This is a genomic window from Martinezella lusitana (assembly GCF_900094565.1).
Taxonomy (GTDB): domain Bacteria; phylum Pseudomonadota; class Alphaproteobacteria; order Rhizobiales; family Rhizobiaceae; genus Rhizobium; species Rhizobium lusitanum.
The window spans coordinates 36161-56099 of the sequence record NZ_FMAF01000003.1 but is presented as its reverse complement, the minus strand read 5'-3'; the positions used below and the strand labels follow the sequence as shown (position 1 = coordinate 56099).

The 19939-nt window shown below is 59.5% G+C and carries 26 protein-coding genes; 15 read left to right on the top strand and 11 right to left on the bottom strand.

Translation table 11 applies throughout. The annotated features are described in order from the left end of the window. Positions 1-124 precede the first annotated feature (124 nt). On the bottom strand, positions 125-919 hold the full coding sequence (locus GA0061101_RS06585) for a response regulator (RefSeq protein WP_037195132.1): 795 nt from the start codon (positions 917-919) through the stop codon (positions 125-127). Between the two features lie 260 nt (positions 920-1179). Here GA0061101_RS06585 and GA0061101_RS06580 point away from each other — a divergent pair, with 260 nt between their 5' ends. Continuing rightward, positions 1180-1386, top strand: a complete 207-nt coding sequence (locus GA0061101_RS06580; RefSeq protein ID WP_037195131.1) for a NepR family anti-sigma factor — start codon at positions 1180-1182, stop codon at positions 1384-1386. Positions 1387-1397: 11 nt separating this feature from the next. Next, positions 1398-1949, top strand: a complete 552-nt coding sequence (locus GA0061101_RS06575; RefSeq protein ID WP_034505427.1) for an RNA polymerase sigma factor — start codon at positions 1398-1400, stop codon at positions 1947-1949. Between the two features lie 118 nt (positions 1950-2067). On the opposite strand, the gene GA0061101_RS06570 is transcribed toward GA0061101_RS06575, so the two are convergent. The 7 genes from GA0061101_RS06570 to hemP all read right to left on the bottom strand — a co-directional run bounded on the left by GA0061101_RS06570 (position 2068) and on the right by hemP (position 7104). Further along, on the bottom strand, positions 2068-2472 hold the full coding sequence (locus GA0061101_RS06570; protein ID WP_092573294.1) for a hypothetical protein: 405 nt from the start codon (positions 2470-2472) through the stop codon (positions 2068-2070). A gap of 9 nt (positions 2473-2481) precedes the next feature. Next, positions 2482-2829 (bottom strand): glycine zipper domain-containing protein, encoded by a 348-nt coding sequence (locus GA0061101_RS06565; protein ID WP_037195129.1) that lies wholly within the window; start codon positions 2827-2829, stop codon positions 2482-2484. A gap of 180 nt (positions 2830-3009) precedes the next feature. Further along, positions 3010-3801 (bottom strand): heme ABC transporter ATP-binding protein, encoded by a 792-nt coding sequence (locus GA0061101_RS06560; protein ID WP_092573293.1) that lies wholly within the window; start codon positions 3799-3801, stop codon positions 3010-3012. A gap of 7 nt (positions 3802-3808) precedes the next feature. Continuing rightward, positions 3809-4882, bottom strand: a complete 1074-nt coding sequence (locus GA0061101_RS06555; RefSeq protein ID WP_092573529.1) for a FecCD family ABC transporter permease — start codon at positions 4880-4882, stop codon at positions 3809-3811. Between the two features lie 37 nt (positions 4883-4919). Next, positions 4920-5855, bottom strand: coding sequence for a heme/hemin ABC transporter substrate-binding protein (locus tag GA0061101_RS06550; protein ID WP_047562448.1), 936 nt, complete (start codon positions 5853-5855; stop codon positions 4920-4922). A 10-nt stretch (positions 5856-5865) separates the two neighbouring features. Next, on the bottom strand, positions 5866-6921 hold the full coding sequence (locus GA0061101_RS06545; RefSeq protein ID WP_047562449.1) for a hemin-degrading factor: 1056 nt from the start codon (positions 6919-6921) through the stop codon (positions 5866-5868). 9 nt (positions 6922-6930) lie between these two features. After that, positions 6931-7104 carry a hemin uptake protein HemP gene (hemP, locus tag GA0061101_RS06540; protein ID WP_037195115.1) on the bottom strand — a complete coding sequence of 58 codons (174 nt, stop codon included), beginning with the start codon at positions 7102-7104 and terminating at the stop codon, positions 6931-6933. A 195-nt stretch (positions 7105-7299) separates the two neighbouring features. On the opposite strand from hemP, the gene GA0061101_RS06535 reads away from it, so the two are divergent. The 5 genes from GA0061101_RS06535 (at position 7300) to hmuQ (ending at position 10172) form a co-directional block, all read left to right on the top strand. Further along, positions 7300-7749, top strand: a complete 450-nt coding sequence (locus GA0061101_RS06535) for a hypothetical protein (protein ID WP_047562451.1) — start codon at positions 7300-7302, stop codon at positions 7747-7749. A gap of 4 nt (positions 7750-7753) precedes the next feature. Beyond that, positions 7754-9007 (top strand): energy transducer TonB family protein, encoded by a 1254-nt coding sequence (locus GA0061101_RS06530; RefSeq protein ID WP_092573292.1) that lies wholly within the window; start codon positions 7754-7756, stop codon positions 9005-9007. Positions 9008-9165: 158 nt separating this feature from the next. After that, a complete protein-coding gene (locus tag GA0061101_RS06525) occupies positions 9166-9564 on the top strand; it encodes a DUF2325 domain-containing protein (RefSeq protein WP_037195104.1) in 399 nt (132 codons plus the stop codon). After that, positions 9561-9839 (top strand): hypothetical protein, encoded by a 279-nt coding sequence (locus tag GA0061101_RS06520; RefSeq protein ID WP_092573291.1) that lies wholly within the window; start codon positions 9561-9563, stop codon positions 9837-9839. The genes GA0061101_RS06525 and GA0061101_RS06520 overlap by 4 nt, the downstream gene beginning before the upstream one ends. 18 nt (positions 9840-9857) lie before the next feature. Continuing rightward, entirely contained in the window at positions 9858-10172 is a 315-nt protein-coding gene (hmuQ, locus tag GA0061101_RS06515) for a heme-degrading protein HmuQ (RefSeq protein WP_037195102.1), read from the top strand. Positions 10173-10221: 49 nt separating this feature from the next. Here hmuQ and GA0061101_RS06510 read toward each other — a convergent pair whose 3' ends face one another. From GA0061101_RS06510 to GA0061101_RS06500, 3 genes are all read right to left on the bottom strand, one after another. Further along, positions 10222-10599, bottom strand: a complete 378-nt coding sequence (locus GA0061101_RS06510; protein ID WP_092573290.1) for a DUF423 domain-containing protein — start codon at positions 10597-10599, stop codon at positions 10222-10224. A 7-nt stretch (positions 10600-10606) separates the two neighbouring features. Next, positions 10607-10996 (bottom strand): group II truncated hemoglobin, encoded by a 390-nt coding sequence (locus tag GA0061101_RS06505; protein ID WP_092573289.1) that lies wholly within the window; start codon positions 10994-10996, stop codon positions 10607-10609. A gap of 90 nt (positions 10997-11086) precedes the next feature. Then, positions 11087-12130: a substrate-binding domain-containing protein gene (locus tag GA0061101_RS06500; protein ID WP_092573288.1), complete on the bottom strand. Its 1044-nt coding sequence runs from the start codon at positions 12128-12130 to the stop codon at positions 11087-11089. 135 nt (positions 12131-12265) lie between these two features. Here GA0061101_RS06500 and GA0061101_RS06495 point away from each other — a divergent pair, with 135 nt between their 5' ends. The 8 genes from GA0061101_RS06495 (at position 12266) to GA0061101_RS06460 (ending at position 19776) form a co-directional block, all read left to right on the top strand. Beyond that, positions 12266-13309 carry a Gfo/Idh/MocA family protein gene (locus tag GA0061101_RS06495; protein ID WP_047562461.1) on the top strand — a complete coding sequence of 348 codons (1044 nt, stop codon included), beginning with the start codon at positions 12266-12268 and terminating at the stop codon, positions 13307-13309. 4 nt (positions 13310-13313) lie between these two features. Continuing rightward, complete coding sequence (locus GA0061101_RS06490) at positions 13314-14207, top strand: sugar phosphate isomerase/epimerase family protein (RefSeq protein WP_047562463.1); 894 nt, start codon at positions 13314-13316, stop codon at positions 14205-14207. Positions 14208-14444: 237 nt separating this feature from the next. After that, complete coding sequence (locus GA0061101_RS06485; protein ID WP_037195087.1) at positions 14445-15713, top strand: ABC transporter substrate-binding protein; 1269 nt, start codon at positions 14445-14447, stop codon at positions 15711-15713. Between the two features lie 71 nt (positions 15714-15784). Then, on the top strand, positions 15785-16690 hold the full coding sequence (locus tag GA0061101_RS06480; protein WP_037195084.1) for a carbohydrate ABC transporter permease: 906 nt from the start codon (positions 15785-15787) through the stop codon (positions 16688-16690). 1 nt (position 16691) lies between these two features. Then, positions 16692-17567 carry a carbohydrate ABC transporter permease gene (locus GA0061101_RS06475; protein WP_080760681.1) on the top strand — a complete coding sequence of 292 codons (876 nt, stop codon included), beginning with the start codon at positions 16692-16694 and terminating at the stop codon, positions 17565-17567. Positions 17568-17667: 100 nt separating this feature from the next. Then, positions 17668-18756: an ABC transporter ATP-binding protein gene (locus GA0061101_RS06470; protein ID WP_037195081.1), complete on the top strand. Its 1089-nt coding sequence runs from the start codon at positions 17668-17670 to the stop codon at positions 18754-18756. Between the two features lie 95 nt (positions 18757-18851). Then, positions 18852-19415, top strand: a complete 564-nt coding sequence (locus GA0061101_RS06465) for a TetR/AcrR family transcriptional regulator (protein WP_037195079.1) — start codon at positions 18852-18854, stop codon at positions 19413-19415. 19 nt (positions 19416-19434) lie between these two features. After that, entirely contained in the window at positions 19435-19776 is a 342-nt protein-coding gene (locus tag GA0061101_RS06460; RefSeq protein ID WP_037195076.1) for a DMT family transporter, read from the top strand. The last annotated feature ends 163 nt before the right edge of the window (positions 19777-19939 follow it).

Genomic DNA, 19939 nt, shown 5'->3' with positions numbered 1-19939 from the left:
ATTCTCAATCGGAAGAACTCGGACCGATCTATAAAATCGTGCGGGATAACAGTCGGTAAACCGATCGCCGCGGACCAAAACGTCCGGCTATCACCTTTGTTCCGCGACGGAGGTTTCAATTGAATCAGGCGGCCACCTTTGTGGTTTCGTTAAAGAAAAGAGCCTGGCTGATAAGAGCCTTCACCATGTCCGGATTGAAGGGCTTGGTGACGAGGAAGGTCGGCTCCGGTCGCTCGCCGGTCAGAAGGCGTTCTGGAAACGCGGTGATGAAGATGACCGGGATGTTTGCAGTCTTGAGGATATCGTTGACGGCATCGATACCCGAGCTGCCGTCGGCAAGCTGAATATCGGCAAGCACCATGCTGGGCTTGGTGGCATTATGCAGCGCGACCGCTTCGGCATGGGTGCGAGCGATGCCCGTGACCCGATGCCCAAGGCTTTCCACCATCTGCTCGATATCCATGGCGATCAGCGGCTCATCCTCGATGATCATAATATCGGTCGCTACCTGCCGCGAAATTTCCTGCGATGCCACATCAAGCAGATGCATCGTGTCGCTTTCCGATACATCGAGAATATCGGCGATCTCGCCGAGACGGAAACTTTCAACGGAGGCAAGTAGAAACGCCTGACGCGCAACCGGAGAGACCTTGGACAGGTTTACCGAGGCGCGCTGTTCCCATGCGTAGGGCGAATTCGGTTCAGGAATCTGTAGGGTCAGGGAACCGAACAGCTTTGTGAACAGTTTATAGAGTGCAACGCGGTCGTTGTCCGTATCCGGGAATATGGAAATATCGGCGATGATAGCTTCCAAAACCGCAGCAACATAGGCGTCTCCTGACGTCTGCGTTCCGGTTAAAGCACGTGAGTAGCGACGCAAATACGGAAGGTGCGGCGCAATGCGTGTGGAAAGTGTCATCAATGGCTCCCGCCTTTTATCACATTCTAATTAAAATACAGCCCGGAGGCCGCAATGACTAACAAACGTCAGTTGAGTAAAAAAGTTCCTCTTTGTCGGAACTTTTTTTAGCCAGTCGCATTACAATGCTTACAAACGGTTGGCTTCATCCTTTACGATTCGTTAGGAAACAGTTCTGGAGAGGTTTGCCGGTCTTCCGGACGGGAGGCAGGAAGCATACCCGACCCACGAACGCGACACATGAGAAGCGAGCAGGTTAAATGACAATTCAGAATAATGAGGAAGCGGACAACAAGGCATCAGACCTACGCGTGATGGATATCCTCGACCCCAACAATCAGATCGGCAACCGCCTGCGTTCCTTCTACGCTGCTATGCAGGACGAAGTCATTCCCGATCGCTTTCTTGATCTGCTTGAGAAGTTGGATCAGGCAGAGCGCATGGCTTCCGTAAAGGTGTCCGAATAGGGGTGGGCGTGATGGAAACGCAATCGAGCTTCAAGCGCGAACTTCTCGCGGCTCTGCCGAGTCTTCGTGCTTTCGCCATTTCGCTGACCGGGCGCCATGACCGTGCCGATGATCTTGTGCAGGACACAATCATGAAGGCTTGGGCCAAGCAGGATCATTTCGAGATGGGCACGAATATGAAGGCCTGGCTCTTCACCATCCTGCGCAACGAACTTTATAGCCAGATGCGCAAGAGCGGGCGCGAGGTACAAGACAGCGACGGCATCTTTACTGAATCGATGGCGACACATCCCTCGCAATACGGCGCGCTCGACCTGCAGGACTTTCGCAAGGCGCTGGATCAATTGCCGCCGGATCAGCGGGAAGCCATCATCCTGGTGGGCGCTTCCGGCTTTTCCTATGAAGAGGCTGCGGAGATCTGCGGCTGCGCCATCGGCACGATCAAAAGCCGCGTCAACCGCGCTCGCCAGCGCCTGCAGGAATTGCTCGACATCTCCGGTGAAGCTGACTTTGGGCCTGATGCGACGTCGGCGCCGCTTACCTCCAAGGCATTCGCTTTCTGATAGCAAAAAGCCCGGCAGTATTTGATACAGCCGGGCGTCCTCCCATTTTTCATTATGTTTTACACCTGATGCGTTTCTCAAAGCCGGCCCCTGCGTCGGCTTTTTTCTACGTGAGGCGTCAATCGTCGTCGTCGCTCGATCCGAATACATTGCCAAACACGAGCGCGGCGGCAATGGCCGCTGTCATCAGCGGTTGCTTCCTGACAAGGCCGAGTACCGCTGCTGCTGCAGATTCCAATGCGAGCCGCCGTTCGCGGGCTCGGCGTTGCTCCTGTTTGTTGACGATCGCCATGACGACTAAGACAATCAAACCTAGCAAGAGTGCGCCTGCGGCGATCAGAAGTGCCGCGACTGCGGCGCCATAGATGGTCGCCAGCGATATCGCGGCGGCGATCAGCCCAAAGGCGTAGCCCGTCAGCAGAAGAAGGACTGCTATGGCGATGAAAATACCGTTGCGCTTGGTTCGCGCAACGGTGCGATTGATAGAGCCGGACAAGAGCAGGCCGAGAATCGGAGCGAGCATGCCAACTTCCTAGCGGCGTGACAGAAGCAGAGCGATTGCAAGTCCGAATGCCGCAGCCGCGCCGACCGTGGCGACCGGATGCTGGCGAACGGTCCTGCGGACTTCGCGAGAGCCCCGTGTATAACCCTTTTGCAGGTCGCGTAGCAATTCCTCGCCGCGAACCGTCAGGTCGTCGAATCCCGACTCGGCCCTCGCGCGCAATTTCTTGCCCTGCTTTGCACCATTATTGCCAATCAGTTTGGCAAAGGCTGCAACTTCCTCGCGCAGGGATTCGATCTGGTCTTCGATGCTTGCCTCGACATCGTGCAGGCTGCTGCCGTTACGCTTGCGCGTCGAATGGAGAATGGATGAAGCCATGTTTGAGCTCCCTTTCGTCGTTTATTGCGTTGCTTGGCGCCGATGGAGCGCCACCTATCATTATGATCGGATATTGCGCGGCGCACTAGGTGGGTGAGCGTGCGGAACATTTATTCCCATCACTATACCTCAACGCGTGGATGCAATGAAAAGTTCCAAAGCGCGTGACTTAAGGGAAGCTCAGCCGGGGAGGGCGCTGTGGGCGAGGACGAAGGGTACACCGTCGGCGGGAATGCGATTGACCCTTAGATTGCAGCCGAAGATATCCTGCAGATGCCGGTCTTGCAAGACCTCCTTGACCGGGCCGGCGGCCCGCAGCTGGCCTTCCTTGAGCAGAACCATCTGGTCGGCGAAGAGGGCGGTCAGATTAAGATCGTGCATGACAGCGATAACGCCGCCGCCGCGTCGGCAAAATTGGCGGGCGAGCGTCATAATGGTCAGCTGGTGGCTGATGTCCAGGCTGGAAACCGGCTCGTCCAGGAGCAGCCAGCAGGGCTTGCCCTCGATGACGGGCTCGGAAATCTGGCAAAGCACGCGGGCGAGCTGCACGCGCTGCTGTTCGCCGCCGGAAAGCTCCTGGTAGAAGCGTCCCTCGAACCCGATGAGATCGACGCGGGCCAGTGCGTCCGCGGCTATGCGGTCAGCCTGTTCCGGACGACTGTTGCGGCCGGTAGTCAGGCCCATGCGGACGATTTCGCGAACCGTGAAAGGAAAGGAGATGGAGCTTGCCTGCGGCAGCACGCCTCGCATTTCGGCGAGCTGCCACGCCTGCAGGCTACCGATTTCCGAGCCGTTCATATGCACCGAACCCTGATAGGCCAGCTCGCCTGAAATTGCCTTCATCGTCGTCGTCTTGCCAGAGCCGTTCGGTCCGCAGATCGCCGTCAGCGTTCCCGGCTCAGCCGCAAAAGAGACTTCCTTCACGACGGCCTTGCCGCCGAGCCGGACGACGAGATTGGAAACATCGATCATCGCTGGCTCACAGGCTGAGGCGCGAGCGCTGCCGCAACAGCATCCACAGGAAGAATGGTCCGCCGACGCCGGCTGTCAGAATGCCGATCGGCAGTTCGGCCGGGGAAACGATGGTGCGGGCAACCACATCGGCAACGATCAGCAACGAGCCGCCGAGCAGCGCGGAGGCCGGCAACAGGAAGCGATGATCCGGCCCGATTATCATGCGCAGTATGTGCGGCACGACGATGCCGACGAAGCCGATGCCGCCGCTGACGGCGACGGAGGCGCCGACGGCCGCAGCCACGCTGACGATCGCGACATTTTTCAACCGCTGCACGGCGACACCCATGTGGAACGCCGCTGCTTCGCCGAGTGTCAGAGCGTTGAGGCCACGTGCCATGAAGGGGAGCGGCAAGAGGGAAAGAACAATGATCGGTCCGGCACCGATCACCTTGCTCCAGGTCGAGCCGGCAAGCGATCCCATGCTCCAGAAGGTAAGATCGCGCAATTGCCGGTCGTCGGCCATGTAGATCAGGATTCCCGTAGCCGCCAGGGCAAGCGAGCCGAGGGCGATGCCGGCCAACAGCAGGGTGGCTATGGATGTCTGGCCATGCCGGGTCGCCACCCTGTAGAGCAGCACCGTCGTCACCAGGCCACCGATGAAGGCGGCGATCGGCAGGGAAAAAATGCCGAAGAGGTGGGCGACCGGGGCAAGGCCACCGCCACCGAGCACGATCATGGCCACCGCGCCGAGGCTGGAGCCGGCGGAAACGCCGATCAGGCCGGGGTCGGCCAGCGGGTTGCGGAACAGCCCTTGCATGACCGCACCCGAGACCGCCAGCCCGCCGCCGATCAGGAAGCCGAGGATGGCGCGGGGCAGGCGTATGTCGAAGATGACGATGCGGTCGCGATTGCTCAGCGCGCTGTCGGCACTGCCGGTCGCCATGCTGACGATCACATCGATGATCGAAGCATTCGATGCGCCTGTCGTGATCGAGAAGGCAAAAGCAATAGCCGAAACGAGAACGAGGCCGACGAGGACGAGAACAGCAAGCGCGGTGCGATCCCCATCGCGACGGTATGTCGTACGTTGCGACATCTGCTTCAGCCCCGTCACGGTATCGTTGAATGCCACCTCAGCCTCCGTAGACGGCTGCGTTGAGCTCGCGAACGGCGCTGGCGGTGCGCGGTCCGAACCCGAGCAGATGCAGGCCGTCCATGCGCACGATCGCCTTATGGCTGGCGGCGGGCGTCAAGGAAATCGCCGGCTGCTTGAGGAGATCGTCATTCGTCATCGACAACGGGCCCTCGCGATCCATGATGAGGATGACATCAGGCTTGGCGTCGATGATTGCTTCGTCCGTCAGTGATTTGTAGCCGGTGAAGCCGGTGATCGCGTTGACGGCGCCGGCAAGCTTGATGATGCCGTCGGCGGCGGTATCGGTGCCCGAAGCGAGGATCTTGCCGTTCTGATTACTGAGCACGAAGAGCACCCGCTTGCGCTCGGCCTCGGGGCGCTTGGCGGAATCGGCAATGGCGGCATCCAGATCGGCGGCGACCTTGTCTTCCAGGGCCTTCGTCTTTTCCGGCACGCCGAGCAGGGAGCCGACGACGTCGATCTTCTTCAGGATGCCGTCGCGATCATAGGTCTGCGGCACGGTCTCGAAGGGCAGGCTGGCATTGCGCAGCACGGCCAGCGCTTCCGGCGGGCCGGAGCCTTCGACGGCGATGATCGCGGTCGGGTTGACGGCGAGGATCCCTTCGGGGGACAGGGCTCGCATATAGCCGACATCGGGCAGCGTGGTCGCTTCCTTCGGATAGAGGCTGGTGGAATCGCGGGCGATCAGCCGCTTCTCCTCGCCGAGCGCATAGATGATCTCGGTGACGTCGCCGCCGATGGAGACGAGGCGCGTGGTATCCAGCTTCTTGGTCGTCTCTGTGGCATGGGCGTGCCGCACGAGGCTGCTAAATCCGGCGATCGGGCTTGCCGGCACGAGAGGCAAGGCCATCACCACCAAGGTCAGGGTGACTTCCCACGGTCTGATGCGCTTGAAATTCCTAAATATCGTCATAAGCCATCTCTCATGCAGCGACGCTGGCGCCGGCTCTCGTCAGATTTTCGATGATCGCGCGCCAATCGCGGCGTTCGTCGAAGCCTTCCTTCCGCTTGCCGAAGAACTGGATGATCATCTCACCCTTGGCGTTGTAGGCTTCCAGCGAAGTGACGTGGCCGTCCTTGGTCGGCTTGCGCACGGCCCAGGCCTCGGCAATATGATCCTGTCGCAGATGCAGGTGGAAGGTCGGGTCCATGACGTTGATCCAAGGGCCCATGGTCTGCACGTTGAAGATCGGACCAGAGTGGATCTGGACGGTGCCTTCGTTGGCGACGAAGCACATGATCGGCAGGCCTTCGCGCACCGAAGCCTGCATCATTTCACCGACCGCGCCGGTTTCCAGCTTCCAGGCATAGTCGTCGCCGACGGTGCGGATGGCGTCCTGACGGCCGATCTTCAGCTTCTTCAGCATGCCGAAGAATTCGTGCGTGTCCGTCATGCGGCTCCAGTGATCGCGCAGTTCGTCGCGGCTTACGTCGCCATCGGTTTCGCCATTGTCATAGCCGGAGCGATCCTCGGCAAACTCCTGCGACTGATCTTCGACCCGCAGTTCGGCAACGATGGTGTGATAGGCGTCGACGTTCGAATCAGGGCGCAGATGCACCTTGTGAACCGCGTCGCCTGCCTTGTCGAAGAACTGCAGGCTCAGCTTCTTCTGGTCGCCATCGATCTTGGTGACGGCGAAGGCATGCGCCCAACGCTTCGGGAAGATACGCAGATCGATATTCTCGCCGAGAACGATCGCGGCCTGCACGCCGGACTTGATGTTTTCGTAGACGCCGATCTTTTCATGCACGGCGCTCTCATTGCGCGACAGGGCCATGACTTCGCCGAGCGAGGCGACCCGCTCGAGAAAGCGGTTGGCGTCGGCATCGATGCGGATGGCCGAGATGCCGACTTCGGCCGCGACCAGGGCGGCTTCGGAAATATCGAGGCGGGCGGCGATGTCGCGCTCTCGCATCTTCGGGTTTTCTGCGCGGAAGGCGCGAATGGCGGCGGGGGTCGGTCTGGTCGTCTCAGTCATTTGTCATGCCTATTTGTTGAGTATGAGCTTGCCTTGGCGCGTGATCTTCATGCGGTAGATGACGCCTTCGTGCTTGATCATGATTTCGGTCTGGCCCCGGAAAATATCCGTGCTCTCGACAATTCGTATGTCTTGGGCGGCCGCGTAATGCGCCGGCTGCGTTGGGGTCTTCTCAGCGATCATCCTGTTTAGTTTTGCCTGAAAATTCATCGGAGGCCGAACAGCGTTGCGGCCAAATTTAACTTGACTCACATACTCATGGTTCCATAAAGACGCAATAGAAGACTGATAAAGTCAAGTTTAAAAATTTCGGCGATGCACGCTTAGGCGGAAGGCCCGGGCAGGTGCTTGTCAGGACATATTCGGGAGACATGGGCGATGCTGACGAAAACGATTTTGGCACTCGTTACTTCGGGGCTTTTGGCCGCGGCATCTTGCGTCCCGGCCTTTGCCCAGGATGCAGGCGCGGCTCCGGCAACGGCCGCGCGCAAGCTCAACGTCGAACTCAATGCGCTGGCGCCGTCCCAGAAGGGATGCATGATGACCTTCGTCGCCGAAAACGACATGGCGGCGCCGATCAACAAGATCTCCTTCGAGCTTGCCTTTTTCAACGACAAGAACGCGGTCGATCGCGTCACCGTGCTTGACTTCCGCGACCTGCCGCTCGGCAAGAAGCGGGTGCGGCAATTCGATATGCCCGGCGTGAAGTGCGAGACCGTCTCCCGCATCATCATCAACGACACGCCCGTGTGCGATGGCCCTGCGGCGGGCGAGTGCAAGGCCGCGTTGACGACCCGCTCGCAGACATCAGTTCCTTTCGAAGGCTGAGGCCATGGCGACGCGCTCGGCCAAGGTTTCCATGGAGCGGCGCCGCGCCGGCGGTGGCATGAATGACAATTATCCGAGTGTGCTTCCAGGGCACGAACTGACCGGCTTCGAGGGCGTATCGCGACCGCCGGCCGGCGAAGCGGTGATGCATTATAGCCGCTTTACGCAGATCGGCTCTTTTCCGAACCATCCTGCAGAACCCGCTTCCGCTGAGACGGCGGAACCGCTGCCGATGGATGCGCTGCCCGAGAGGCCGAGCAAGACCATAGCGGCACGCACAACGTCCCTTCTTTTCTCCGGCATGGGGTCCTGCCTGTTTCATGCCGTTGTTGTCGTAATATTGCTGCTAACCTTCATTGCGGCGCCGGAAGATGCGCAGGAGGAAGCGGGCGATACCGTCAGCGTTATCATGATCGGCAATTCCGATGCCGATCAGATGGCGGCGGGCGAAGACAATCAGCAGCCCGAGCCGGAGCAGGTGACGGCAGAGGCTGTTCAGCCACAGGCGGTTCAACCCACCGAAGTTACGCCTGAAGAGACCCCTGTGCCTCAGCCCGATGTCGTTCAGCCGCAAACCGCGGAAACGCAGCCGGTCGAAACGGCTGAAGCCGTCCAGCCGGACGAGCAGACCCAGCCCGAGACAGTAACCTCCGAGCAGCCGCAGATATTGGCGACACAGGCGCCGGCCGAGATGACCGTGGTGCAGCCGGTCGACCCGGTTCAGCCCGTCAATAGCGAGGCGGTTGAGGCTCAACCGGTCCAGCCGGCACCGGAAGTCGTAACGCCTGTTGAAAAGCCGAAGCCTGTCGAGAAGCCGAAGGAAATCAAGAAGCCGGTCGCAAAGATTGTGAAGGCGAAGTCGGGATCGAGGGGTGAGAGCCAGCAGGATTCGAAGAAAGGGTCTGTCGACGGTACCGAGACGGCGCAATCCGATACGAATTCACAATCGAATGCTCGCCGAACGGGCTCGGGCAGCGCTGCGGTTGCCAACTATCCGGGCAAAGTTCAATCGCGTATCCGTCGTGCCGTGCGCCTTTCGTCGAAATACGAAGGCGGCATTACAGTGCGCGTTCGCCTTACGATTGGTTCGAGTGGTGACTTGACCTCACTGTCGATCGCGCGGAGTTCGGGCATTCCTGAGTTGGATGAGGCTGTTACCGACGGTATTCGGCGAGCCGCGCCGTTCCCGCCATTGCCGCCAGAATGGGGCAAGCCGAGTTGGTCCTTCACCCAGGAAGTTCAGGTTACAGGGCGCTAGCCCCTAGAGACCGGCTGAAAGCGGAACGGCCTATCGGCTGCATTGAAATATGATGAAAAACCTCAACTTTATACTTTACTCTAAAACTCATGTTTAATATGGTCGCCTCGCGCTCGATGGAATCGAGTGCTCGAGAGCAACCAGCAAACGGGTGATGCATGGCGCGTAAGGGGAAGAAGGATTTTGGCCGCGAGAGCCGCCAGGCACAGGCGCCGGCGGAGGTTCCGGGGAAATCCAGTCTCGACGGGCGCAGTTTCCTCTATGTCGGCGGGCGCGATTGCCAGGTGGCGCATCTGCGCCAGATCGCCAGCAACTTCGGAGCTGAGCTGATCCATCATGATGGCGGCTTGCGTGAGGCAGTCTCGCGCATCGATACGGTGTTGCCTTCCGTCGATTGCGTCTTCTGCCCGATCGATTGTATCAGCCACGATGCCTGCCTGCGGGTGAAGACTGGCTGCAAGAAATTCGGCAAGGCGTTCATTCCCTTGCGCAACGGCAGCAAGTCCAGCCTCGAGCGGGCGCTACAGACCATGAAAGAACGAGACGTTTCCCAATGATCGATGGTGACCCCGAGGGGTTTATGCTGATCGGCCTGCACAAGCTGGCCGCGCAGAACAGCGACGGGCTGGTGCCCGAACTGTACGAACTGCTGATGCGTCGCGCCGAGGAACAGCGGCGCGCGCCGAACGTAACGACCTTTCCTGCCTGGAAGGCACGGTTTCCGGGCGAGACGCCGGATCGCCCATTGGTCGAAGCAACCCGGGACGGCGCGAATGTCATTGCCTTTGCACCGGGCGTGAATAAGACTGTCGCCCGTCGCAAGAAGGTCTGATCGTCCAACGAGGTTGCCATGTACATCGCCATGAACCGCTTCAAAGTCGTCATCGGTTTGGAGAGCGATTTCGAAACGGTGTGGCGGGAGCGGGATTCGCAACTGTCCGAAGTGCTCGGCTTTCTCGAGTTTCGTCTCCTGCGTGGCAAGACGAATATGGATGAGGGCTACACGCTGTTTTCGTCGCACACCACCTGGCGCAGCGAAGAGGATTTCCTCAACTGGACGAAATCCGAAAACTTCCGTCTGGCACACCGCAGCGCGGGTGAAAACAAGAGGCTCTATTGGGGCCCGCCGCAATTCGAAGGCTTCACTGTGGTTTCCGGGATTTGAGAGGGCGTAGCTTAGCTTGCCCATGCTAGCGGTAATTTGCGCTGCCCGTTCATGCTTTTGCCCGGCCCATCCTGAAGAAGGCGCCCAGCGCTATCGCCGCCCAGCCCGAAATCATGCCGAATCCTCCCGTCGGAGCGGCCAGGGGAAACAGTGAGCTGCCGCCGAAGTGGCGGCTGATCAGATCGCCGGCGAAGATCAGCGTTCCAAGTCCCAGCAGCAGGGCGGCGAGCGGTGCCGTACGAATGCGGTCATAGCCGGCGTAAAGCGCCAGCAGGGCAGGGGCGTGGGCGAGGCACATGGTGGAGGCGGCGCCGAGAAAATGCGTATCGCCGCCGTGGGTAGCCGCCGCTGCGAGCGCAACGCCGCCGCCGCCGAGGATACCGGCGACAAACAGGGTAGCTGGACGGATTATGGCGTCAATGCTCATGTCTTCCTCATTCCCGGTTCTGCATGTGGAAAGCCAGCCGCTCGATCGGCTCCCAGATGATCGCTCTCAGCTTCTCGTTGTCGATGGTCTCGTCCATGGCGCGGCGGAAGCACAGCAGCCACTCGTCGCGCTCCCTGGGGCCGATGGCGGCGACGAAATGCCGGCTGCGCAGGCGCGGATGGCCGCGCTTCTCGATGTAGAGCTGCGGCCCGCCAAGATAGCCGGTCAGATATTCGTAGAATTTCTCCTGGGAGCCTTCGAGGCTCGGCGGATGGACGGCCCGGCAGTTGGCCGCTTCCGGCAGCGTGTCCATCAGCTCGTAGAAGCGCGCCGTCAGCGCCCGCACGGTCCGATCGCCGCCGATCGCCTCGTAAAGTGTGATGGTTTCTTCGCTCAAGCCATGATCCCTGTTTGCGATATCCTACATGGCAACTGACAGAAGGTGCCGCAACCGTCGGCAGGGCCGGTGCGGCGTTTCAGCGCTGCTTTATTTGATGCTCGTCCGTTGAAAAGCATCGCTTTCCCCGGGAACGAGTTCGAGCGGCCAGATCGTCTGGCGCCTCGTCTTGGGGTAGATGTGGCTGTAGGCGGGCATGCTGGAGAGCAGGATTTCGGCCAGTTCGACACCGAGATCGTGCAGGGATGTGCGAAAGCAGGTGAGCGGTGGTTGCAGGAACTTGGCGCGCGGCGCCTCGCGAAAGCCCACGACGGCAATATCGCGCCCCGGAATGATGCCGGTCTCCATCATCCGCCTATAGAGGCCGATGGCCATCAATTCGTAGATCAGGATCACGGCCGTCGGCCTGTCGTCGACGCGAAGCAGTTCGTCGGCGACCTGATAGCCGCCCTGTTCGCTCGATTTGGCCCGGATGACCAGCGCCGGGTCGTAGGAGATGCCGTGCCGCTCCAGCGCGCGACGATAACCCTCCACGAAGACGAAGCCGAGGTTGATGTCGCTGGCGGGAGTGCTGATGGCAATGCGGCGGTGCCCATGCGCGACGAGCCGGTCGACAGCGCAATTGGCAACGCCGTCAAAATCAAGGTCGGCCCAGGGATGCTGCGCGCCCGAGAGGCTGCGGCCAAGTGCTGCGAAAGGGATCTTCGCTTTGGCGAGCAGATCAAAGCGCTTGTCGATGCGCTGCGTCTCCGAAATGATCATCGCATCGACGACGCGTCTCGCTACCATGCGCTTCAGATACTCGTAGGGATCTTCATCGTTCGGGCAGGGGAGCATGATCAGATCGAGGTTGTGGCGCGAAAACACGCTCTGCAGCCCGCCCGTCACGGTCAGAAAGAAGTTGTCGCTGTTTTCAACCGTTTCCCTGCTGGATTGGATCATCAAGCCGATGACGTTTGTCGTGCCTTGCCGCAGGCTGCGCCCCGATTGGTTGGCCACATAGCCTAGCTGTTCGGCGGCGGCGAGTACGCGCTTGCGGGTCTCCTCGTTGACATCAGGCTTGCCGTTCAACGCGCGTGATACTGTGCCGATCGAGATATCGAGATGGTCGGCAAGCTGACGAATTCCCTTCATCGGCTGCGGTTTTCCTCCATGCGCCATTTTCCGTTGTCCTCCTCTATTGACACAGGAAAATCTTTTCGCATAGTATCGTAAACGTTTACGGAGCGCGTGTCATGAGGGGTTCGACACCGGCCGCTGGAGGATATCGTGAAATTTAATGCCATTTTGTGCGGGTGCGGAGCTATGTCCAAGGGCTGGCTTAAAGCCATCGCCTCGACGCCATCGCTTGCCCAATCCATTCAGATCGTGGGCCTGGTTGATCTCAACCGGTCGACCGCGGAGAATCTTGCCAAGGAGTTTTCCCTCGACAATGCCGTCATCGGCTCGGATCTGGCCGAGGTCATCGCCGCGACCAAGGCCGACCTGGTCTTTGACGTCGTCATTCCGGCCGCGCGTTTCGGTGTGGTCTCGACGGCGCTGAAAGCCGGTTGCCACGTGCTCAGCGAAAAGCCGATGGCGACGTCGCTCGCCGAGGGTGCGGCGCTGATCGATCTTGCCGCTAAGGCGGGCAAGGTCCATGCCATCATCCAGAACCGCCGTTTCATCTCGGGCATTCGCCGCCTGCGGCGCTTCGTGGAAGAGGGAGCAATCGGCGAACTCACGGGTATTCATTGCGATTTCTTCCTCGGGCCGCATTTCGGCGGCTTCCGCGAGGAAATGGACAATGTGCTGCTGCTCGACATGGCGATCCATACCTTCGATGCCGCCCGTTTCGTTTCCGGCAAAGTGCCGGTCTCGGTCTATTGCCTCGAGAAGAACCCTGTGGGCTCCTGGTACAAGCATGGTGCATCGGCTCATGCGCTCTTCGACTTTTCCGACGATGTCGTCTTCAGCTATCGGGGCTCCTGGTGCGCTGAGGGACGGCGCACGAGCTGGGAAAGCCAGTGGCGGCTGACCGGCAGCAAGGGCATGCTGACCTGGGATGGCGAGGAGGATTTCGAGGCCACCATTGCCGGCCATGAGCCGGGGCTGCTGCATGGCTTCACCCCAATCGAGGTTCCCGGCCCGAAGCATGAGGAGGAGACGCATGGTCATGCCAGCGTCATCGCCTCCTTCATCGAGGCGATAAAGACGGGCAAGCCGCCCGAAACCGAAAGCCGCGACAACATCCGCAGCCTCGCCATGGTTCTCGGCGCTATCGAGAGCGCCAAGACGGGCCGGCGCGTCGACATTTCAGCACAAGGACAGTGACATCATGACTAATCCGGCAAAGGCCATCCGCATCGGCACGATGATCAGGGCGACGAACGAGGATGCCGCCCAGGGTATCGCCAAGATCGCCGATCTCGGTTTCGAGAGCTTCGAACCCTTCTTCTGGCAGACGACCAACGGCCAGAACCTCGGCGAGCTCGGCAAGCGCTGCCTCGACGCCATCGGCGGCCGCGACATCACCATCTCGACACTCGGCATGTTCGGCAATCCGCTTGAAGAGCGCGAGATGGACCTGCAGACGCTGCAGGGCTGGAAGGACTGCATCGACAACGCCCACCATTTCGGCGCGACCTGCGTTGCCGGTTTTACCGGGCGCATCCGCAACAAGCCGCTCACTGACAGCCTGCCGCGCTACAAGCAGGTGTGGAGCGAGCTTGCCAAGCGGGCCGCCGACAAGGGCATCAGGATTGCCTTCGAGAACTGCGCCATGGACGGCAACTGGGCGACCGGCGATTGGAACATCGCGCATAATCCCGATGCCTGGGAACTGATGTTCAACGAGACTCCGGACGACAATATCGGGTTGGAATGGGAGCCGTGCCATCAGATGGTCTATCTGATCGAACCGCTGCCGCAGATCCGCAAGTGGGCCAAAAAGATTTTCCACGTCCACGGCAAGGATGCGACGATCCGCTGGGATGTCATCAAGGAGCACGGCATCTTCGGCAAGGAGCAGTTCGTCTTCATGCGCACGCCGGGCTTTGGTGACAGCAACTGGACCGACATCATTTCCGAGCTGCGCTTGGCCGGCTGGTCCGGCTCCATCGACATTGAGGGCTGGCATGACCCGGTCTATCGCGATGCGCTCGAAATGACTGGCCAGGTTCATGGCCTGAACTATCTCAAGGCAAGCCGGGGTGGGGACTTCATCGAGTAATGCATGCATCCGCAAAACTGCATCGATTTAGGAAGCAAGTTGTGCGTTAATGAAATGCCCTGAGTGATCGACGCTCAGGGCATGACGGGATACCCCAACGGAGGAACTGTCGAGCGTCCGCACCTTGTCTCATGGGACAGGCGGGCGCTTGGCGCAGGTGAGAGGAAAACGCCGATGGCAGCGCGGGCCATGTCATCGGACAGATACCGTCAAGGTTCGCATGGTGGAGGAGAATGTATGAATATTTTTTCGAAGCTGGCGATCTCCGCCGGCATGTCGCTTCTGCTTGCCGCCGGTGTGGCGCAAGCGCAGAGCAAGACATTTAACGTCTGGTGGTTCGAACTGCCGGATACTTCGCAGGCCAAGGCATGGACCAAGGCGCTGGAAGAACTGAAAGCAAAGCATCCCGACGTTACGATCAATTTCGAACAGAAGACTTTCGAACAATTGCAGAAGGCAGGCAGCCTCATCCTCAACTCGGATCAGGCACCTGATGTTCTGGAGTACAACAAGGGCAATGCCACGGCTGGCCTCGTCGCCTCGCAAGGTCTGCTGACGCCACTCGACGATCAATTCAAGTCGCGAGGCTGGGATAAGATCCTCAACGAAACCAATAGCCAGCTCAGCAAATACGATGGGAACGGCATCTACGGTTCGGGCCCAATTATCGGCATTCCCGTCTATGGCGAATTCGTTTCGGTTTTCTACAATATCGACATGTTCCAGGCTAACGGCGTGAAAGTGCCGACCACGCTGGACGAGTTCGAAGCTGCATTGGACACTTTCAAGAAGAAGGGCATTACGCCGCTTGCCTATGGTACGGTGGATTCCAACGCACAGCATCTGGTCTATACGCTTGCACTGACGCAGGCTGACGACACCTGGGTCAAGAACTATCAGGGGCTCAAGGCGCCGCTTGATACCAAGCCCTTCCTGTTTGCCGCTCAGAAGATCGCCGACTGGGTGAGCAAGGGTTATATTTCGAAGGATTCGACCGGCCTGAAGGGTACCGGCGGCGCCGACAATCTCTTCTCATCGGGCACAGCTCCGATGTTTGTCAGCGGCACCTGGAACAACGGCAACTTCGCGAGTTCGATCAAGAACTTCAAGTGGAGTCAGTTCATCTTCCCGACCCCGAAGTACAGCGTGGGTTCGACCGGCAACCTGTTCATGGTGCCGAAGAGCGCCAAGAACAAGGATCTCTCGTACGAGTTCATCGATCTCGTCCTGCGCAAGGAAAACCAGAACATGCAGGCCAATCTCGGTGGTGTTGCCATTGCCGCCGATCCGGCCTCGGTCACCGACGAAGTCGGCAAGCGCAACGTCGAGCTCTTCAACCAGATCTCCGGCAAGGGTGGCCTCGGCTTCTACCCGGACTGGCCGGTGCCTGGCTATTACGAACTGCTGATCCAGGCGACGACCGGCCTGGTCAATGGCTCGACCACGCCTGATCAATTCGTCGTACGCCTGAAGAAGGCCTATGACGACGTGCAGGCGGCCCAATAACACCATCGGCGACAATCACAACGGCGGGACGGCTTTCATGCCGCCTCGCCGTATCGGACTGGAGGAATTCGATGGAGAATTCGAGGAGCGCCGGCAAAGCGGGGTACTATTTCTACATGATCCCCGGCATGCTGGGGTTTGCGGTAGTGGTGCTCATTCCGCTGATTGCCAATTTCGCGATCAGCTTCACGACATGGAAGGGCGGCGTCATCCCGCCTCGCTATGTTGGATTTGAGAACTATCAGAGGCTGCTCCAGGATGCCGCCTTCTGGGGCTCGATCCAGCATACGCTGCTGTTCATCATCTCGATGACGATCGTGCCCATTCTTCTGGGGCTGGTGCTGGCGGCAGTGCTGTTCGACTATATCAGTGCGCAGTTCAGCGAGACATGGTCGAGTTTCTTTCGCGCCGGCTTCTACCTGCCGCAAATCCTGCCGCTGACCGCGGTTGGTATTCTATGGGGATGGATCCTCAATCCCATCGGCATCATCAACGCGGTGCTGAGGGCGATCGGCCTTGATTTCATGGCGAAGAACTGGCTGGGGGATGCAAACTATGCCCTTTGGGCGGTTTCAGCTGTCATCGTCTGGGTTCAGGTCGGCTATTGCCTTGTCGTCTTCATGTCCGGATTGGCGCGCGTCGATCCGTCGCTTTACGAAGCCGCCGAGCTCGACAATGCGAGCTGGTTCGGTCGCTTCCGCTCCATCACCATTCCCATGCTCATGCCCGAGATTTTCGTGGTCGCTCTCACGACGCTGATCGCGGCCCTCAAGGTTTTTGCGCCAATCTATGTCCTGACATCAGGCGGCCCGGACAATGCGACGACGGTTCCGTCTTATCTTTCCTACTATCATTTCTTCACAACGAACCGCGTCGGTTATGCCGCATCGATCGCGACGCTACAGACAATCGTGACCATCGTGCTCGGCATCGTGTTCCTGCGCATGCAATCGAAACAGTCCGAGGGAGGGCACTAATATGACAGCTACGTCTTCGCTCTCTAACTCGGTTGCTTCGGTGCATCATCGCCAAGGAAAGGGGGTTGGCCGCTGGATCGTTCTGGCTATCCTGCTCGTCTTCCTGGCAGGAACGTTGTTTCCGTTCTTCCTGGCGGCTTTCAACGCCATCAAGACGCCTTCGGATTATGCCGCCAATGGTCCGCTCGCCTTCCCGCAGAGCTTCGACCTGACGGCGCTCAAGAACTTCTGGGCGACAGTCGATTTCCCCCGGAAGCTCTTCAACAGCATCCTTATCAGTGGATGCACAGCCATACTGGCTGTCGTCCTCAGCCTGCTCAACGCCTATGCCATCGGCATCGGGCGGGTGCGTGGCGGGCAGGCCTTGCTGGTTCTCTTGCTGATCGCCATCATGGCGCCGCAGGAAGCGCTGGTTTATCCGCTTTACTACATGGCAAAGCAGGTTGGGCTGTTCGACTCGATGCTCTCGGTGATCCTGATCCTCGGCGTCCTGCATACCGCTTTCGGCACCTTTCTTCTCTCATCGGTCATGGCGACATTTCCGCGCGAGATCATCGAAGCGGCGCAGATCGACAATGCGAGCCGCTGGCAAATCCTTTGGTTGGTGATCGTCCCCGTGATGCGGCCCACGCTCGCCGTGCTCGCGACCTTCTTCTTCATCTGGACCTGGAACGAGTTTCTGATCCCCCTGGTGTTCCTGGTCTCCAACAACAACCAGACGGTCTCCGTCGCCATGGGCGTGCTGTCGGGATCGAATACGCAGGAACCAACAGCGATTGCGGCGGCCTCCTTGCTCGGCATCACGCCAACGGTGATCTTCTTCCTGATTTTCCAGCGTACGCTCACAAGGGGCGTTGCCGTCGGTGCCGTCAAATAAACCAATGCGGAAAGTCCCGTCCCCTCGGCAATAATCCGAAGGGCCGGGACGGGATGAATGGCAGATCTGGCAAAATTCAAGTTTTCAGCAGGAGGAGAAAGTGGCAGGAATCAACATCAAGTCCCTCACCAAGCATTTTGGTGCCGTGCAGGTTCTCAACGACATCGATCTGACGATCGAGCGCGGGGAGTTCGTCGTGTTCCTCGGCGGCTCCGGCTGCGGCAAGTCGACGTTGCTGCGGATGATCGCGGGCCTGGAGTCGATCACCAGCGGTGAGATCTGGATCGGCGGGCGGCGGGTCGATCAGCTGCCGCCTGGCGAGCGCGGCGTATCGATGGTATTCCAATCCTACGCGCTCTATCCGCATATGACCGTTCGCGACAACATGTCCTTCGGCCTGCGCAACATCAAAACGCCGAAGGCCGAGATCGAACGACGCATCGAGGCTGCGGCGAAGATTCTAGAGATGCCGCATCTTCTGGATCGCAAGCCTTCGGCGCTGTCGGGGGGCCAGCGCCAGCGCGTAGCGATCGGCCGCGCCATCGTGCGCGAGCCCGATGTCTTCCTGTTTGACGAGCCGCTGTCCAATCTCGACGCCGGCCTGCGGACTCGCACGCGCGTCGAGCTGGCGCAGCTGCATGAGCGGCTGGGAGCGACCATGGTGTTCGTGACGCACGACCAGGTGGAGGCGATGACGCTTGCCGACCGTATCGTGCTGCTCAACAACAAGAAGATCGAACAGGTGGCCACGCCTGTCGAGATCTATACGCGCCCGGCAACCCGCTATGTCGCGCAGTTCGTCGGCTCTCCCGGAATGAACTTTATTACCATGGCTAGCGTCGGCGAAGCAGGCGGCCTTGCAACTGCGACTTTGCCGGATGGCTCGGTCATCAACACGGCGGTGCCGCTCAACGGTATCGGAGGCTCTGCTTTGACGCTCGGCATCCGCCCGGAGCATCTGGTGGTCACGGCAGCGGAAAAAGGTAGCATTGCCGGTCACGTCGAGACGGTAGAGCGCCTGGGCGACCGCTCGCTCGTTCATGTTCGGCTCAAGGACGGTTCGAAGATCATCGGCACGGATCCGGGCATGACCACCGTCATTGCCGGTTCGCCGATTGCCTTCGCCGTCGATGCGGCAAAGGTGTCGATCTTCGATGAGAATGATGTCGCGCATCATTGCGTGAATTGAGGAGAGAATGGCCCGGATGATGTCTGGAATTCATGAAATTTAGGGCTGCCGAATAGTTCGTTGACGAAACCGTCTAATTGGTATGTTATGCCGCCATGTCCACTGCGCACCATAGGAAAAAGCAGCCTCTGTTCGTCCGCCGGCAATTGCTGGAGGTGGCCGCGCGGCTGGCCTCGGAAAAGGGGATGACGGCGGTGACGTTGGACGCCGTTTCCGGCGCGTCGGGTGTCAGCAAGGGCGGATTGCTGCATCATTTTCCCAGCAAGAACATGCTCCTCGAAGCCCTGTTCGACAGCCTGATCGAGCGGCTGGATGCGGCGATAGAGGAGGCGATGCGCGCCGATCCACTGCCGCACGGACGCTTTACTCGCGGCTATCTCCACGCCTGCCTTTCGCTGCGCGACCAGCCGCAGGGAACGAAAGATTGGGCGCAGGTGACGATGGTGCTGCTCAGCGAGCCGCAATTGCGCCAGCGCTGGCATGACTGGGTGCGCGAGCGTAGCGAGGAATATGTCGGAACGGACTCCTCAGTGGATGCGGCAATCGTCAGGCTCGCGACCGACGGGATCTGGCTGGCGGACTTGCTCGGCAGTCAGGACATGGACGAGAGCGCCCGCCACAGGTTGGTCGAGCGGCTGATCGAGCTCACGCAACTTTAGGAACATCGGAGAAGACGGAATGGCGAATGCATCGGTCTATGCAATGCTGCTGGTTGCGATCGTGCTGGAAGTGATCGGTACGACGGCATTGCAGATGTCGCAGCAGTTCACCCGCTTCGGCCCGACGGCCGTGCTGGTAGTCTGCTACACCGCCGCCTTCTATTGTCTTTCGGTAACGCTGCGGGTCATTCCGGTGGGCATTGCCTACGCCATCTGGAGTGGGCTCGGCATCGTGTTGATTTCAGCTGTTGGGCTGGTGTTTTTCCGCCAGAAACTCGATCTTGCCGCCATCGTCGGCCTGGTGCTGATCATCGCCGGCGTCCTTGTCGTCAATCTCTTTTCAAAATCCGTGTCGCACTGAAAAAGCAGGTGTTATCCATGGCCGTTTTTGCCTTTGTCAAATCACCGGGGACGCACTATGTCTTGCGCAGGATGGCTGCTGGAGGCTTTAAAAGCGGCGCTTTTCCAAAGCGCTTTGGACCGAATAACCTATTCAATTTCAATGGTATAAGAGGAGTGCCGTA

What these genes read in the sequence shown, in the direction of transcription:
- GA0061101_RS06585 (WP_037195132.1), bottom strand. Translation starts at nt 919, where the DNA reads ATGACACTTTCCACACGCATTGCGCCGCACCTTCCGTATTTGCGTCGC.
- GA0061101_RS06580 (WP_037195131.1), top strand. Translation starts at nt 1,180, where the DNA reads ATGACAATTCAGAATAATGAGGAAGCGGACAACAAGGCATCAGACCTA.
- GA0061101_RS06575 (WP_034505427.1), top strand. Translation starts at nt 1,398, where the DNA reads ATGGAAACGCAATCGAGCTTCAAGCGCGAACTTCTCGCGGCTCTGCCG.
- GA0061101_RS06570 (WP_092573294.1), bottom strand. Translation starts at nt 2,472, where the DNA reads ATGCTCGCTCCGATTCTCGGCCTGCTCTTGTCCGGCTCTATCAATCGC.
- GA0061101_RS06565 (WP_037195129.1), bottom strand. Translation starts at nt 2,829, where the DNA reads ATGGCTTCATCCATTCTCCATTCGACGCGCAAGCGTAACGGCAGCAGC.
- GA0061101_RS06560 (WP_092573293.1), bottom strand. Translation starts at nt 3,801, where the DNA reads ATGATCGATGTTTCCAATCTCGTCGTCCGGCTCGGCGGCAAGGCCGTC.
- GA0061101_RS06555 (WP_092573529.1), bottom strand. Translation starts at nt 4,882, where the DNA reads ATGTCGCAACGTACGACATACCGTCGCGATGGGGATCGCACCGCGCTT.
- GA0061101_RS06550 (WP_047562448.1), bottom strand. Translation starts at nt 5,855, where the DNA reads ATGACGATATTTAGGAATTTCAAGCGCATCAGACCGTGGGAAGTCACC.
- GA0061101_RS06545 (WP_047562449.1), bottom strand. Translation starts at nt 6,921, where the DNA reads ATGACTGAGACGACCAGACCGACCCCCGCCGCCATTCGCGCCTTCCGC.
- hemP (WP_037195115.1), bottom strand. Translation starts at nt 7,104, where the DNA reads ATGATCGCTGAGAAGACCCCAACGCAGCCGGCGCATTACGCGGCCGCC.
- GA0061101_RS06535 (WP_047562451.1), top strand. Translation starts at nt 7,300, where the DNA reads ATGCTGACGAAAACGATTTTGGCACTCGTTACTTCGGGGCTTTTGGCC.
- GA0061101_RS06530 (WP_092573292.1), top strand. Translation starts at nt 7,754, where the DNA reads ATGGCGACGCGCTCGGCCAAGGTTTCCATGGAGCGGCGCCGCGCCGGC.
- GA0061101_RS06525 (WP_037195104.1), top strand. Translation starts at nt 9,166, where the DNA reads ATGGCGCGTAAGGGGAAGAAGGATTTTGGCCGCGAGAGCCGCCAGGCA.
- GA0061101_RS06520 (WP_092573291.1), top strand. Translation starts at nt 9,561, where the DNA reads ATGATCGATGGTGACCCCGAGGGGTTTATGCTGATCGGCCTGCACAAG.
- hmuQ (WP_037195102.1), top strand. Translation starts at nt 9,858, where the DNA reads ATGTACATCGCCATGAACCGCTTCAAAGTCGTCATCGGTTTGGAGAGC.
- GA0061101_RS06510 (WP_092573290.1), bottom strand. Translation starts at nt 10,599, where the DNA reads ATGAGCATTGACGCCATAATCCGTCCAGCTACCCTGTTTGTCGCCGGT.
- GA0061101_RS06500 (WP_092573288.1), bottom strand. Translation starts at nt 12,130, where the DNA reads ATGAAGGGAATTCGTCAGCTTGCCGACCATCTCGATATCTCGATCGGC.
- GA0061101_RS06490 (WP_047562463.1), top strand. Translation starts at nt 13,314, where the DNA reads ATGACTAATCCGGCAAAGGCCATCCGCATCGGCACGATGATCAGGGCG.
- GA0061101_RS06485 (WP_037195087.1), top strand. Translation starts at nt 14,445, where the DNA reads ATGAATATTTTTTCGAAGCTGGCGATCTCCGCCGGCATGTCGCTTCTG.
- GA0061101_RS06480 (WP_037195084.1), top strand. Translation starts at nt 15,785, where the DNA reads ATGGAGAATTCGAGGAGCGCCGGCAAAGCGGGGTACTATTTCTACATG.
- GA0061101_RS06475 (WP_080760681.1), top strand. Translation starts at nt 16,692, where the DNA reads ATGACAGCTACGTCTTCGCTCTCTAACTCGGTTGCTTCGGTGCATCAT.
- GA0061101_RS06465 (WP_037195079.1), top strand. Translation starts at nt 18,852, where the DNA reads ATGTCCACTGCGCACCATAGGAAAAAGCAGCCTCTGTTCGTCCGCCGG.
- GA0061101_RS06460 (WP_037195076.1), top strand. Translation starts at nt 19,435, where the DNA reads ATGGCGAATGCATCGGTCTATGCAATGCTGCTGGTTGCGATCGTGCTG.